Origin of the sequence: Virgibacillus profundi (assembly GCF_002287375.1) — a bacterium.
Classification (GTDB): Bacteria; Bacillota; Bacilli; order Bacillales; family Amphibacillaceae; genus Virgibacillus_K; species Virgibacillus_K profundi.
In genome coordinates, this window is sequence record NZ_NPOA01000007.1 from 152,081 (window position 1) to 165,460 (window position 13,380).

General features: G+C 35.8%; 15 protein-coding genes and 1 pseudogene. 1 reads left to right on the top strand and 15 read right to left on the bottom strand.

Annotated features, from left to right (window positions below):
- Positions 1–3 precede the first annotated feature (3 nt).
- From bshA to CIL05_RS11505, 3 genes are read right to left on the bottom strand one after another with little or no spacing between them, the layout of a single operon-like run.
- Positions 4–1,134: an N-acetyl-alpha-D-glucosaminyl L-malate synthase BshA gene (gene bshA / locus CIL05_RS11495; protein ID WP_095655681.1), complete on the bottom strand. Its 1,131-nt coding sequence runs from the start codon at positions 1,132–1,134 to the stop codon at positions 4–6.
- Entirely contained in the window at positions 1,131–1,964 is an 834-nt protein-coding gene (dapB, locus tag CIL05_RS11500; RefSeq protein WP_095655682.1) for a 4-hydroxy-tetrahydrodipicolinate reductase, read from the bottom strand. Before dapB ends, bshA begins: the two co-directional genes overlap by 4 nt.
- A gap of 33 nt (positions 1,965–1,997) precedes the next feature.
- A complete protein-coding gene (locus CIL05_RS11505) occupies positions 1,998–2,333 on the bottom strand; it encodes a nucleotide pyrophosphohydrolase (RefSeq protein WP_095655683.1) in 336 nt (111 codons plus the stop codon).
- 178 nt (positions 2,334–2,511) lie between these two features.
- On the opposite strand from CIL05_RS11505, the gene CIL05_RS11510 reads away from it, so the two are divergent.
- Complete coding sequence (locus CIL05_RS11510; protein WP_095655684.1) at positions 2,512–3,384, top strand: YitT family protein; 873 nt, start codon at positions 2,512–2,514, stop codon at positions 3,382–3,384.
- A 33-nt stretch (positions 3,385–3,417) separates the two neighbouring features.
- Here the strand turns inward: CIL05_RS11510 and CIL05_RS11515 are convergent, their stop codons facing one another.
- The 12 genes and pseudogenes from CIL05_RS11515 to hisC form a co-directional block, all read right to left on the bottom strand.
- A complete protein-coding gene (locus tag CIL05_RS11515) occupies positions 3,418–4,119 on the bottom strand; it encodes a zinc metallopeptidase (RefSeq protein WP_095655685.1) in 702 nt (233 codons plus the stop codon).
- Between the two features lie 44 nt (positions 4,120–4,163).
- Positions 4,164–4,286: pseudogene (locus tag CIL05_RS22630) on the bottom strand (sporulation protein YpjB); the annotation flags it as partial.
- Between the two features lie 203 nt (positions 4,287–4,489).
- Positions 4,490–5,071: a lipoprotein heptaprenylglyceryl N-acetyltransferase LhaT gene (lhaT, locus tag CIL05_RS11525; protein WP_095655687.1), complete on the bottom strand. Its 582-nt coding sequence runs from the start codon at positions 5,069–5,071 to the stop codon at positions 4,490–4,492.
- Between the two features lie 86 nt (positions 5,072–5,157).
- Positions 5,158–5,931, bottom strand: coding sequence for a menaquinol-cytochrome c reductase cytochrome b/c subunit (locus CIL05_RS11530; protein WP_095655688.1), 774 nt, complete (start codon positions 5,929–5,931; stop codon positions 5,158–5,160).
- 16 nt (positions 5,932–5,947) lie between these two features.
- Positions 5,948–6,622 carry a menaquinol-cytochrome c reductase cytochrome b subunit gene (gene qcrB, locus CIL05_RS11535; RefSeq protein ID WP_095655689.1) on the bottom strand — a complete coding sequence of 225 codons (675 nt, stop codon included), beginning with the start codon at positions 6,620–6,622 and terminating at the stop codon, positions 5,948–5,950.
- A gap of 6 nt (positions 6,623–6,628) precedes the next feature.
- Positions 6,629–7,141 carry a QcrA and Rieske domain-containing protein gene (locus CIL05_RS11540; protein ID WP_095655690.1) on the bottom strand — a complete coding sequence of 171 codons (513 nt, stop codon included), beginning with the start codon at positions 7,139–7,141 and terminating at the stop codon, positions 6,629–6,631.
- A gap of 182 nt (positions 7,142–7,323) precedes the next feature.
- The gene (locus CIL05_RS11545) at positions 7,324–7,782 is read right to left on the bottom strand and encodes a YpiF family protein (protein WP_095655691.1); all 459 of its coding nucleotides are present in this window, start codon (positions 7,780–7,782) and stop codon (positions 7,324–7,326) included.
- A gap of 111 nt (positions 7,783–7,893) precedes the next feature.
- Complete coding sequence (locus CIL05_RS11550; RefSeq protein WP_095655692.1) at positions 7,894–8,451, bottom strand: ReoY family proteolytic degradation factor; 558 nt, start codon at positions 8,449–8,451, stop codon at positions 7,894–7,896.
- A gap of 41 nt (positions 8,452–8,492) precedes the next feature.
- Positions 8,493–9,758: a tetratricopeptide repeat protein gene (locus CIL05_RS11555; RefSeq protein ID WP_338066935.1), complete on the bottom strand. Its 1,266-nt coding sequence runs from the start codon at positions 9,756–9,758 to the stop codon at positions 8,493–8,495.
- A gap of 98 nt (positions 9,759–9,856) precedes the next feature.
- Positions 9,857–11,146 (bottom strand): 3-phosphoshikimate 1-carboxyvinyltransferase, encoded by a 1,290-nt coding sequence (gene aroA, locus CIL05_RS11560; protein ID WP_095655694.1) that lies wholly within the window; start codon positions 11,144–11,146, stop codon positions 9,857–9,859.
- Positions 11,147–11,173: 27 nt separating this feature from the next.
- Complete coding sequence (locus CIL05_RS11565) at positions 11,174–12,274, bottom strand: prephenate dehydrogenase (RefSeq protein ID WP_095655695.1); 1,101 nt, start codon at positions 12,272–12,274, stop codon at positions 11,174–11,176.
- 2 nt (positions 12,275–12,276) lie between these two features.
- A complete protein-coding gene (hisC, locus tag CIL05_RS11570; protein WP_095655696.1) occupies positions 12,277–13,377 on the bottom strand; it encodes a histidinol-phosphate transaminase in 1,101 nt (366 codons plus the stop codon).
- Positions 13,378–13,380 lie beyond the last annotated feature (3 nt).

The following is a 13,380-nucleotide window of genomic DNA, read 5'->3' on the forward strand; positions in this document are numbered from 1 at the left end:
TTTCTATTCCTGGTTACCTAATACTTTATCATATAGCTCCATATACTGCCGAACTATTTCCTGTGAATGAAAATAACTTCTGGCATGTTTGAAGGCATTCTGGGAAAATTCCTTTAAGCGTTTCTCATCGTTTAATAATTCGATTGCATAATCTGCCGCCATGTCTAAATCACCTAATTCAACAATGTAGCCTGTTTCATTGTGCCTGATTACTTCAGGGATACCTCCCACGTTTGTTCCAATACAAGGCACTTCACATGCCATTGCCTCGAGTAGCACCAGTCCAAAACTTTCTTTTTCCGAAAGTAATAATTTCAAATCTGAAATGGATAATAAATCACTAATATTTTTCTGCTTACCTAAAAACAAAATTTGTTCATCCAGACCCAGCTCTGACACTAATTGAATAGCCTCTGAATACTCTGGCCCATCACCAATTAATAAAAGTTTACTCTTCACCTGTTTTTGAATTTCGTGAAAGGTTTGAATGACATCATCAATTCGCTTTACTTTACGAAAGTTGGATATATGAATGATTACTTTTTCATCAGGTTTAATGCCATATTGTTCTTTAATGATTGGAAGATCTTTCTTATAATATTCCTTTTCATTTACAAAATTATAAATAACAGAAATATCCTTATTTGTATCAAGCATATTAACCGTTTGATCAAGCAGGCTAGCCGAAACTGCTGTTACTGCATCCGATTGTTCAATGCCATGTTTTATCATTTTTTTAAATGTATGGTCAATTCCCAAAACACTAATATCCGTACCATGCAATGTTGTAACAATTTTAACGTCATGCTCTGCAATGTCTCTGGCCAATATTGCACAAATCGCATGTGGCATCGCATAATGCACATGGAGAATATCAAGCTTCTCCCGATCAATTACCTCTGCCATTTTTGATGCGAGAGCAAGATCATATGGTGGATATTGAAATACCGGGTAATGATTCAATTCCACTTCATGATAAAAGATTTTTGGGTAAATTCCGTTCAAACGAAAAGGCACACTGGATGTAATAAAATGAATTTCATGCCCTTGTTCAGCTAATAGCATCCCAAGCTCTGTAGCAATTACACCAGAACCGCCAACGGAAGGATAACAGGTAATTCCTATTTTTTTCATTCGTTTAATCCTTTATTTCTGCTTTCATGCGCAATATCCAGAATATTTTCAAGGCCATAAACAAGTTCACTTAAATTAAATACTTCATTTATTGCTAATTTTACACCTTCCATAAAAGATTCCCGATTATAAGAGTCATGTTTGATTGTTAAAGTTTGTCCGGAAGCCCCGAAAACTACTTCCTGATGTGCTACAAGACCAGGTAAACGCATACTATGAATCCTCATACCATCATATTCTGCACCACGTGCACCAGTAATTATTTCCCTCTCATTTGGATGACCCTGACTTTTATTATTTCTTGTTTCCTTAATAAGCTCTGCTGTTTTAATTGCGGTACCAGATGGGGCATCCAGTTTATTATCATGATGTTTTTCGATAATTTCAACATCTGGAAAGAATTTTGCAGCCATTTGCGCAAATTGCATCATTAAAACTGCACCAACTGCAAAATTGGGAGCAATAATACAGCCAATACCCTGCTCTTTTGCAGTATTTGAAAGTTCATGAATTTGTTCATCTGTGAACCCTGTCGTTCCAACAACCGATCTGATATTATGATTTAATGCAACTTTTGTATTTTCAAAGCCTGCGTTTGGTACAGTAAGGTCAATAAAAATATCTGCATCAATATTTTCAAAGCATTCTTCCGGATTTTCAAAAATAGGTACATCCAAGTCAGGTAAGGAATTAACTTCCTTCATTTGTTTACCGTTATTTTTTCGGTCAATACAAGCCACCAGCTCAAAGCGTTCTTCATTATGAACCATTTGGATTGCTTCAGATCCCATCTTTCCTCTTGGTCCGGCTATTATTACGTTTATAGTCATTGTTGCAGTTCCTCCTAGTGCGGTATAAGTTTATTATTTACCCTTTTTAGTCCAACGATTTTTGTCTCTTGTTTCTATTTTATTTATTGCAATATGAAATGCTTCAGATAAGTCCACATCAAGTGAATTAGCGAAGCAGGAAAGTACAAATAATATATCACCAAGCTCTTCTTCAATCGTCTTTTCTTTTTCTGATTGTTTCTTAGGCTTCTCTCCATGGTAGTGATTGACTTCCCTGGCCAATTCCCCTACTTCTTCCGTCAACCTTGCCACTTGGCTTAATGGAGAAAAGTAACCTTCTTTAAATTGTGAAATATAGTCATCTACCCGTTTTTGCATTTCAGCTGTATTATAGACAGGTGTATTCATAATAAATTCCCCTTACTCTTATAAGTCTACTATTATGTTAGCTAATAGGCTTTAATTTGACAAATTATTTATTCCAAATATGTAGGATAAAAATTAAATTGTTCATTTTTCCTAAATTGACTATAATAGTAAATGTACTTTGGCAGAGCAGTTAATTCAAAGGTTGGAGGTCTTTAAAATGATTTTTGGTTTAAAAATTAAAAATATCCTATTTATTCTTTTAGGTTCAGCAATTTTTTCTTTTGGCATTGTACATTTTAATATGCAAAATAATCTTGGTGAGGGTGGATTTACTGGCATTACCCTCCTTTTATACTTTCTTTGGGGCTGGGACCCGGCAATTACTAATATTATTCTTAATATACCAGTATTTTTTATTGGTTGGAAATTTCTTGGCCGTAATACATTTATTTATACCATAATTGGTACTTTTGCCGTTTCAATATTTTTAAGTATTTTTCAGGCAAATCAATTCACAGTATACCTGCAAACAGACATGACTTTGGCAGCCTTATTCGCAGGTGTTTCTATCGGAGTGGGACTTGGTATTATATTTCGTTATGGTGGCACAACAGGCGGAGTGGATATCATTGCTCGATTAGTCAATAAATATGCGGGATGGAGTATGGGGAAAACAATGTTCCTGTTTGATTTTGTCGTAATTGCAACATCTGTTTTTGTTATTTTGGAATTAGTCGAGGGTATGTATACACTTGTTGCAGTATATGTTGCTGCAAGGGTGATTGATTTTATTCAAGAGGGAGCATACTCTGCAAAGGGGGCAACAATTATTTCCGGTCAAAGTGATGAAATAGCTGATAAAATTTTAAAAAAAATGGACCGTGGCGTAACTGTTCTTGATGGGAGAGGAAGCTTCTCCGGAGAAAAAAGAGATGTTTTATATTGTGTTGTGGCAAGAAATGAAATTGTTCGTTTAAAAAATATTATTAACGGGATTGATCCACATGCGTTCGTTGCTGTAAGTACAGTTCATGATGTAGTGGGTGAAGGATTTACACTGGATGAAAATAAAAATCCATTAAATGACTAAAAAACGGGATGACAATTTGTCATCCCGTTTCCATTAGTCATTACTCGCTACATACATCATGATGAATCTTACCAATTCCATAACAGCTACAAGTGCTGCTGCGACATAAGTCATTGCTGCAGCATTTAATACTTTTTTCGTTTCACGTTCTTCGTTATTTTTTATAACACCTGTTGAAACCATTTGTCCCATTGCTCGATTGGAAGCATCAAATTCAACAGGTAATGTTACTAATTGGAACAGTACGGCTGCTGACATGAAGATAATCCCTAAAAGAAGCATATTCCCCATATCAAAAAGAATACCTGCCAAAATAAAGAAAAATGAAATGTTGGAACCAAAGCTTGCAACAGGTACTAATGTGCTTCTGAACTTGAGAAAAGCATATTCTTCCGCATCCTGAATAGCATGTCCAACTTCGTGGGCTGCAATAGCTGAGGCGGCCATGGAATGTCCATGGAAGTTACCTGAGGATAGTCTAACCACTTTTTTTCTTGGATCATAATGATCAGAAAGTACGCCTTTTGTTTCTTCAATAGTTACATCATATAAGCCATTATCATCTAAAATCTTACGTGCAACCTGTGCACCTGTCATATGTGAAGATGTTGCCTTTTTTGAATATTTTTTATACGTGCTTTTAACCTTTGATTGTGCCCATAACGGGATAATCATCAATAGGGCAAAATAAATAATATATCCACCTAGTCCACCTAACAAACTGCATTCCTCCATAAAATAATTATTTATATAGGTCAATTTTAGTCAAAAATCGGATTTTAGTCAACTGTTTTGTCTTTCTCTAATTTCTTTTTTTGTTCCCCTTTGTATTTTCTCCAACTGACATAAGTTAATGTAATGGCAATACATCCTCCTACAATAGCTACTGTCCAAAATAAGGAAATCATTCCGTTTTCATTATTGAAAATTAGTTTTTTTGATACGTTTGAATCAGCTGAGGCTGTTGCAGCTCCTGGTTGTAAATATAGAACAATCCCTATGAACAATGAAACAATAAATATTTTATATTTTAGCATAGAGATCACCTCACATACATTTTCTTTTAATAATGTATGATGTGAGATTGCATTATATAACAGTGAACTTATCTTCTTAACTTATCTTGATTTTTAATTGTCAGCTTATAAGCAATAAAGATCGATAATATGCTTAACCAAAAAGTAAAGTAACCAATCTCATTCATGTATTCTGTAAGCGTGGAATAAGTTGGCATCATTTCAAATACATAATCTATAACATCATTGTGCAAGGTCCAAACTGCAGCAAATACGATATGTCTCACTTTAATTTTGTAAAATGGTGCATAAAGTAACCCTTGTATTGCCATCGCACCATGTGAAGCCATTAGCATATAGCCCTGCCAGCTAAGTGATCCCTCTATAATCAGTGTCAGAAGATTCATCACGACAGCCCATACGCCATATTTAAATAAAGTTATCACACCAAGGGCTTCAATATATGGAATATTTCTTCCAAAGATAAAAAACAGTAAAAAGATAGTAAAAAATAAGCTTGCAGTTGGACTATCCGGAACAAAAACAAGAAAAATATCCGGTGTAATGGATAGTTGACTCTCGTACCACATATACCCATATATAGTTCCAAATAAATTAATAAAAAATAAAACAATTAAAAATCGTTTATCAAGCAATATGTATTTAATCATTTCGTAAATCCCTTCTTCTCATTTAATAAAAAAAGCACCTTAACCATTCGTTTTGGCAAAGGTGCTTTAGAGTATTAAAATAAAATTTACTTCGCTTCTTCGTTTACAGTAACAATAAACTCAGCTAATTGCTCCAGCTCTTCATCTGTTCCGGTAAATTGATCAGCAGGCATTGTTCCAATACCATCTACTGCTATTTGAGCAATCTCTTCGGCAGTGTAATCAATTCCAACCAGCGTCGGGCCGGCAGTACCTTCTAATGAACCACCATGACATGACATACAGCTATTTTCATATATTGCATAGCCGGGATGCTCTGTATCTATCTCAACTTCAGTTGGTGGAATTGGTTTGTTCGCTTCTGCGCGTTCTTCCCAATTAACATTTTCTGCAGATGTATAAGTTAACCAAATTACTGATGCTAATCCAAGAAGCATCATAGTTACAGCTATTGGACGCTGATGTGGCCTGCGACCAGGACCGTTGTCCAAAAATGGCGCCAGCAATAAAGCACCAAATGCTATTCCAGGAAGTACCAAAATTCCCATAATAATATACGGTCCAGCTGCAAATTCATATTTCAATAGTTCATATAAGAACAGGAAGTACCAGTCTGGCAATGGTATATAGGCTGAGTCTGTTGGATCTGCCACACCTTCCAAAGGTGATGGATGAGCTAAAGTCAAACATAAGAAACCAACTAGAAACACAGATCCTGCCAACCATTCTTTTAATAAAAAGTTGGGCCAAAAAGCTTCTGTTCTTCCAGGATATTCAGAATAGTCTTTAGAAGCATTCGGTTTTCTTTCGGCGGAAATTCGGGAATCTCCGACAAATTTCATTCCTTTCCCCTTATGCATAGCTTTCCCCTCCTTTTTATAGTGGTCCAGAAATACCTTGTCTACGGATCAAGATAAAGTGTGCTGCCAGTAATCCAAATAGTGCTGCCGGTAAGAAGAACACATGGATTGCAAAGAATCTTGTCAGCGTTTGTGCACCTACAATGGATGCATCACCGGCTAAAAGAGTTTTCAATTGTACACCTATAAATGGTACTTGTTCAGCTATTTCAAGACCAACCTGCGTTGCGAAATATGCTTTATTATCCCATGGTAATAAATAGCCTGTGAAACCCAGACCAAGCATAACAAAAAACAGTAATACCCCAACCATCCAGTTAAGTTCACGAGGTTTTTTGTATGCTCCTTGGAAAAATACTCGTAACGTATGTAGTAACAACATAACTATAACAACACTGGCACCCCAGTGGTGCATACCTCGTACGATTTGCCCATGAGCGACTTCTGTTTGCAGGTAATAAACTGATCTCCATGCATTTTCAATATCCGGAACATAATACATCGTCAGGAACATTCCGGAAAGTATTTGTATAACAACAACGAAAAATGTTAAGCCCCCAAAACAATATACAAAGGCTGAAAAGTGGTGGGCGGGATTAACATGTTCAGGAACCTCATGATCAGCAATATCTCGCCAAATTGGCGTAATATCTACACGATCATCTATCCAATCATATATTTTCTGCAGCATAAATAATTACGCCTCCCCTTTTGGTTTTGCTTCACCCAGGAACAACATTCCATCTCTTACTTCCCGCTCAAATACATCCAATGGCGCTAAAGGTGGAGTTCCGGGTACGTTGGTTCCATCTTTGTAGTAGCGGCCATCATGACATGGACAGTAGAATTCATTCGGAAAATCCTCACTGCCTTCCCATGAAACAACACAACCTAAGTGTTTACATACTGGGGAAAAGGCTTGAATTTCATCGTTTTCATCTTTGAAAACCCATGCAGATTTACTTACCTGTGATTCATACCAGCCATCTACCTGATCAATTTTCCAGTCAACTCTTGTCGGTTCAGTAGTAATATCCCCGACAGCCAAGCTAACATTCGCTAAATCACCATGAGTAGATTTTTGCAATACTGGATCAATAGCCATTCGTAGTGGTGAAACAAGCAGTCCTGCTGCCATAAATCCACCTACACCAGTTAACGTATAGTTTAGAAATTGTCTACGGGATACTTGTTGCTTTTTTTCACTCATGTTTTTCCCCCCTCTTTACATTAATCACGGACAATCATTATTTAATCAGATTACTAGGACATTACTATGATAGCGCAAACTGTTTGTTCGGTCAATATATAACAGGATTTGTCAGGCTAAAAGTTATAAATTTTATTCAATAATGTGATGAAATTCGCATTATTTCGCAAAATAAATTTTAATTACCAATAAGATCTGATTAGTTCAACAATTTGTTCTACCTGATTTCGTATTACCCCATGCATTTCTTTTGAATGCAGATCTCCGGATGAGACACCTGGAAGCCAAAGCAGTGTACCATTTAATGCTTGTTCATTTTTTTTCCAGGAAGAATCAAATGTGATAAAGAAAATGTGAGTAAATGGCTGTTTTTGTACATCCTCCACCCATTTATTCAGACGATCTGCTTCCGGTTCTTTATTAACGGACTTTAAATAATGATAGGTCGGCAAAAGCATTACTCTGCCTGTTAGCTCTTTTTCAATTTCATTTGAAAATAGCGATAAAACTTCACTTTGGAATGTACCTTTTTCCAACTCATTATCCTGGGATAAATGAAAAGGGATAAGTGGTATAACAATTGTATCGATATATTCCTTTGCCTGTACATATTGCTTAATATCTTCTTTCTTCCATTTCATATATTTTTATCAGCCCTTCCACTTATTCTTATACAATGTGCAGAAAATATTACACTATTATTAAATATTATCTTATATACACAAAAAAAATCAACCTATTGCTCCTGCAATTTAGGTTGATTCATATTTTATCTCCAACTTTTGTAGTTTTGCCGATAATTTCATGAATTTAGCTTTATCCAATTCGGCCAGTGCACTATCAATTTCCTGCATCAGTAAATTTCTTCTGAAATCATATACAGATTTATCCAATAGTTTCTTTGCCAGTTCCTGATCTTTTGTAGTTATAAAATACTCATCAGGGATATACGGATTTTCTTCCAGGACTGCGACATAGAATGAATTTTGATTTGCATTTTTAAAATTAAGCTGTAAGTATAATGGATCGTTCTGATTTAATCGTATATCATGGAATGATTTCTCTGAGTCTGTTGTAACTAATTGATTTTTATAAAACCGAAAAGGTACTTCATCAGAACAGTGGCTTGTCATAATAATTCCCCGTGGACAAAATTTAGCATCTCTTACAAAATGCACATGTTTCAGAAGCTCATTATGGTTAACTAAATAATTTAATATCCATACACTCTCGCGTTTTTTTAATTGGTAGTGATTTAAGAACCATTGAATGAAACTCTTTTTGTCTTGTATGGAAATAGGAGTCTGCATAACTAATAAATACCTCCTTTATTACCCCCTGATTTTTTTCTTTATCCCGATTGCTTTAAGCGATTAATAAATTCCTCTATTTCATTATCTGACGGCTGCTGAGCCATATATGCTTCAAAAATTGGAATCGCGTCATCCGTCCTCCCTTCTTCTGTTAGAAAATATCCGAATTCCTTCAGAAAATCGCTATCTTTGTTTAGGCTATTATATGCTTCCCAATAGTGTTTTAATGCATCATTATATGATTCAATTTCATTATATGCACGGGCCAGCTCCCATTCATATAAGGAATCATCTGCACCTATACTCTTTATTTCGATAAGCAGGTCGATAATCCCTTCAAAATTCTCTTTATTTTTAAATAGTTCGATTAAAAATAATACTGCCTCTTTATAATCCGGGTCTAGTGCTAACGCTTCACGAACAAATTTTTCACTCTCAGCATCCTTATTCAGTTGATGTGCAAGTGAACCTGTCAGGAAGTATAGCTCCTTATTAAATTCATCAACTTGTAATCCCTTACTTGCGGTTTCATAAGCATCCTTATACATGCCTTCATCTTCATAGGCTTTCGCTAATTGATAATATACCGTGTGATAGTATGCATCGATTTCAATTACATGCTCCCAGGCTTTAATTGCGATATCCTTACGATTGGCTTGGTAAGCAGTAAAACCATATTTAAACAATGTATCAGGGTCTTCATTTTCTTCTTCCTGAAAAAACGCTAATGCCAGCTCATATTCACCCGATGCTGCATGTGCTTCTGCCAATCGCTCATTAATGGATATATTTGCAACTTCTTTCATTTTTAATGCTGTTTTCTCATAATAAGTAATTGCTTTTCTATATTCTCCAATTGAAAATAATAGTTCACCAAGTGCAAAATCAATAATAACTTCATTAGGATCAACTTGTTTTGCTGTAAGCAGCTTCTGTTCAGCAACTTCAAATAATCCTTGTGCCTGATATAAATCTGCTAATTGTATTAAAGACTGTATATATGCCGGATCATCTTCATTAATCTCATTTAATAAATTGATCGCTTTTTCATCGTCTTCTAATTCGATGCAGATATCAGCAAGTGCAACTTTCAGCTCACTTTCATCAGGAAATTGCTGCAATAACTCATTTAAAATAGTGCTTGCTTCCTCCAGAAATCCCCATTGCATATACAACTCGGCAATCGAATACTTTTCTTCATTATCTGCTACATTCAAATAGGACTCCAATAGTTCTATTGCTTTATCTGATTGATTACTTTCCATTAAGTGTACTGCTTCCGTTATGGTGTCCACAATGAACATCCTCTCTTATTAAACTCAGGTAACTGTTATCATAACTAATTATAAATTCATGTTCAACTAAATGAAAAGAATCTGCACCTAAGGGCAGATTCTTTAAATCAGTTACTAATTTTATTTAAATCTTCAAAGAAACCCGGATAGGAAACAGCTATGGAACTCACGTCATCAAGAATTACTTCATCATTTGCGACCAATGAAGCAACTACAGCCATCATAGCAATACGATGATCATCATAAGAGGCTACTTTACCACCAGCTAATTGCGTTCTCCCGTGAATGATCATTCCATCTTCCGTAGCTTCAATCTCTGCACCCAGAGTTGTTAAAAGCTCAGTAATTGCAGTAATACGATCTGTTTCTTTTACCCGCAATTCTTTCGCATCACGGATAATCGTCGTACCTTCTACTTGAGTAGCAACTAATGCAAGAATAGGAATCTCATCGATTAAACGCGGGATAATATCACCTTCAATTGTAATACTTTGAAGCGGGCTATATGTAATTTGGATATCCCCGATTATCTCCCCACTGATAGTCTGTTCATTATTGATTTGTATATCTGCACCCATAGCTAGTAGAACATCGATTATTCCAGTCCTGGTTTCATTTAAACCTACATTTTTAAGTGTTAACTCACTTCCAGGAATAATTGCAGCAGCAGCCAGGAAAAAAGCTGCCGAAGAAATATCTCCTGGAACATATATATCAGTTGCTGATAGTGTTTGCTTATTTGTAATGGTAATAGTGTTACCGTCTGTTTTTAAATCTGCCCCAAAGGCCCGAAGCATATTTTCAGTATGATTTCTTGTAGGAGTCATTTCTGTAATTTTGGTTTCTCCTTCAGCATGCAGTCCTGCCAGTAATATGGCAGATTTAACCTGGGCACTTTTTACAGGCATTGTATAATCAATACTGTTTAAGGTTTTCCCTCTAATTGATAATGGCAGATAGCTTCCCATCTCCCTGCCATCAAAATTGGCCCCCATTTTTTTCAGAGGTATTGTTACCCTGTCCATTGGGCGCTTTGATAAAGAAGGATCTCCATAAACTATAGAAAAAATAGGCAAACCGGATAATAAGCCAAGCATTAATCTTGCGGTTGTTCCCGAGTTCCCAAAATATAATGGTTCTCTTGGTTCTACAAAAGCTTCCATACCTTTTCCTTCAATGGTGAGTGTTAACTCCTCTTTGTCAATAGAAACACCCATCGATCGAAAAGCTTCAACGGTATGCATGCAATCTTCCCCCTCTAAAAAGTGTGTCACTTTTGTTGTACCATTGGCAAGGGAACCAAGCATTACCGCCCTGTGTGAAATTGATTTATCCCCTGGAACCTCTAATTCCCCAATAAGTGGACGATGAATTGGTTTTAATTGAATTTCATTCATGCAGTTTCACTTCCTTTAGCATACGCTTTATCTTTGAATCATTATTTCATACCCATGATTTTTAAGAAGATTGTAGCTTTCCTTTTGGGTATCCTTTGATGCAAGACTCAATCTTAACGCTCCTGTAATACCTTCACGTATTTCTAAAATCTGGATATTATTAATGCTGATATTTTCATTTGCAAGTATTTGTGTAACAGATGCAAGCGCACCTGTTTGGTCACGTATATCCACATATATATCGTAAAATGAAGGTATCACACCTTTTTCTTCGGTACCCAATCCATCACGATAGCATTTAGCCATATCCAGATATGAAATCATATCTTCTTTATCTTTTTTATCTACTAAATTCTTTAAGTAACGCATTTCTGTTATCCATTCTTCCAAAAGCTTAGACATTTTATTACCATTGTGGAAAAATATATCCTGCCACAGCTTAGGGTTACTTGACGCTATCCTGGTAATATCACGAAATCCTCCTGCAGCGAGATTAGGCAAATAGGCATGGGTTTCCTCCCATTTTCTTGCTTGATGCACAAGAGAGGATGCAATTAAATGCGGGAAATGAGATACTACACCTGTCATTTCGTCATGTTCATCAGAATTTAAAACAATAAATTTGCTTTTCGTATGCTGCAAAACGTCTTTAAGCAAATCTATTTTAGCCGGTGTACTATTTATAGCTGGTGTAAGTACATAGATAGCATTTTCAAATAAATGTGCTTTCGCTGCCTGAACTCCCTTTTTATGTGACCCCGACATAGGATGTCCGCCGATAAATGTAATATTATCGTTTGTAAACTTATTTGCAGCTTCTATTATCGAGCTTTTTACAGATGATACATCAGAAACTATTGTATTTTTACCTAATGTAATAGTATTCAATTTCTCCATTAATCTAATCGTTTCTGATATCGGTGCCGCTAGTATAATAAAATCAGCCTGCTGTGCAGCTTTGGTAAAGTCTGTAGCTGGTTCATGAATAATTTTATTTGCAAGTGCGTAGTCCAATGTTTCATTGCTCACATCATAACCAATAATATGGTTTTCATCAGACACTGCCATCCCTTTCGCTAAAGATCCCCCGATTAAACCTAATCCTGCAATTACAATAGTCCTTTTCACAGTTAATTCCCCTTGATTATTTGTTGGTGTAATTGAGCTAATTTATCTTGCATCAGATTCATATCTTCTGCTTTTCCAAGTGTAAACCTGATTGTATTTGGAGAACCAAGAAGTTCACCTGGACGAACAATAAAACCATTTTCTACTAAAAACTGAAAAACTTCAGTTCCGCTTACAGGTGTAGATACCAATAAGAAGTTTGCCTGGGTTTCATAATACTTCCAGCCAATTGTGTCGAGAAATTGCTGTACAGATTTTTTTACTGCAAAATTATTTGCTTTTGTATCCTCAATAAATTCAGTATCATCCAATGCAATTAATGCAGCTTTTTGTGCTAAAGAAGTTGTATTGAATGGGCCTCTGACAACATCGAGTTTCGTAATCAGATTATTATTTGCAATCCCGTAGCCGATACGTAATCCAGCTAATCCATAGGCTTTTGAAAAAGTACGCAATACAATTAGGTTGGAATAATCTGATAACAGTGTTAGTGCATGAATATCCTTTGAATCATCTATGTATTCATAATAAGCCTCATCTAAAACGACTAATACATTTTCCGGACATTTATCCATAAAATCCTTGAAATCTTCTTTTGGAATAACCAAACCAGATGGATTATTCGGTGAGCAGAGCCAAACAACTTTTGTATTATGATCAATGGATTTGTAAATATTTTCCAGATCATGGTAACCATTAACTGTAGGTATTTCTACCACATCTGCCCCTTCGATCAAAGCATTATGTTTATATTGTGGAAAAGTCGGTGTAGCCATTATCGTGTTTGTGCCGGAATACAAAAATGCTCTGCAAATCATTTGCACAATTTCTTCAGATCCACTACCAAATAACAGCTGGTTTTCATTGACATTAATTTTATCGGCAACGGCTTTACGTAGTTCAGCTGTATAGCCATCTGGATATATATTAAATTCGGATATATTTTTTAAAAAATATTCTCTTACATGTGCAGAGTAACCGTATGGGTTTTCGTTTGAAGCTAATTTTACTATACGATCCAAACCATATTCTTTTTCAATATCTTTTATCTGCTTCCCCTGCTGGTACGGGGATAGTTGGTTCAAAATTGCTTTTCCTTCCATAAA

What these genes read in the sequence shown, in the direction of transcription:
- bshA (WP_095655681.1), bottom strand. Translation starts at nt 1,134, where the DNA reads ATGAAAAAAATAGGAATTACCTGTTATCCTTCCGTTGGCGGTTCTGGT.
- dapB (WP_095655682.1), bottom strand. Translation starts at nt 1,964, where the DNA reads ATGACTATAAACGTAATAATAGCCGGACCAAGAGGAAAGATGGGATCT.
- CIL05_RS11505 (WP_095655683.1), bottom strand. Translation starts at nt 2,333, where the DNA reads ATGAATACACCTGTCTATAATACAGCTGAAATGCAAAAACGGGTAGAT.
- CIL05_RS11510 (WP_095655684.1), top strand. Translation starts at nt 2,512, where the DNA reads ATGATTTTTGGTTTAAAAATTAAAAATATCCTATTTATTCTTTTAGGT.
- CIL05_RS11515 (WP_095655685.1), bottom strand. Translation starts at nt 4,119, where the DNA reads ATGGAGGAATGCAGTTTGTTAGGTGGACTAGGTGGATATATTATTTAT.
- lhaT (WP_095655687.1), bottom strand. Translation starts at nt 5,071, where the DNA reads ATGATTAAATACATATTGCTTGATAAACGATTTTTAATTGTTTTATTT.
- CIL05_RS11530 (WP_095655688.1), bottom strand. Translation starts at nt 5,931, where the DNA reads ATGCATAAGGGGAAAGGAATGAAATTTGTCGGAGATTCCCGAATTTCC.
- qcrB (WP_095655689.1), bottom strand. Translation starts at nt 6,622, where the DNA reads ATGCTGCAGAAAATATATGATTGGATAGATGATCGTGTAGATATTACG.
- CIL05_RS11540 (WP_095655690.1), bottom strand. Translation starts at nt 7,141, where the DNA reads ATGAGTGAAAAAAAGCAACAAGTATCCCGTAGACAATTTCTAAACTAT.
- CIL05_RS11545 (WP_095655691.1), bottom strand. Translation starts at nt 7,782, where the DNA reads ATGAAATGGAAGAAAGAAGATATTAAGCAATATGTACAGGCAAAGGAA.
- CIL05_RS11550 (WP_095655692.1), bottom strand. Translation starts at nt 8,451, where the DNA reads ATGCAGACTCCTATTTCCATACAAGACAAAAAGAGTTTCATTCAATGG.
- CIL05_RS11555 (WP_338066935.1), bottom strand. Translation starts at nt 9,758, where the DNA reads ATGTTCATTGTGGACACCATAACGGAAGCAGTACACTTAATGGAAAGT.
- aroA (WP_095655694.1), bottom strand. Translation starts at nt 11,146, where the DNA reads ATGAATGAAATTCAATTAAAACCAATTCATCGTCCACTTATTGGGGAA.
- hisC (WP_095655696.1), bottom strand. Translation starts at nt 13,377, where the DNA reads ATGGAAGGAAAAGCAATTTTGAACCAACTATCCCCGTACCAGCAGGGG.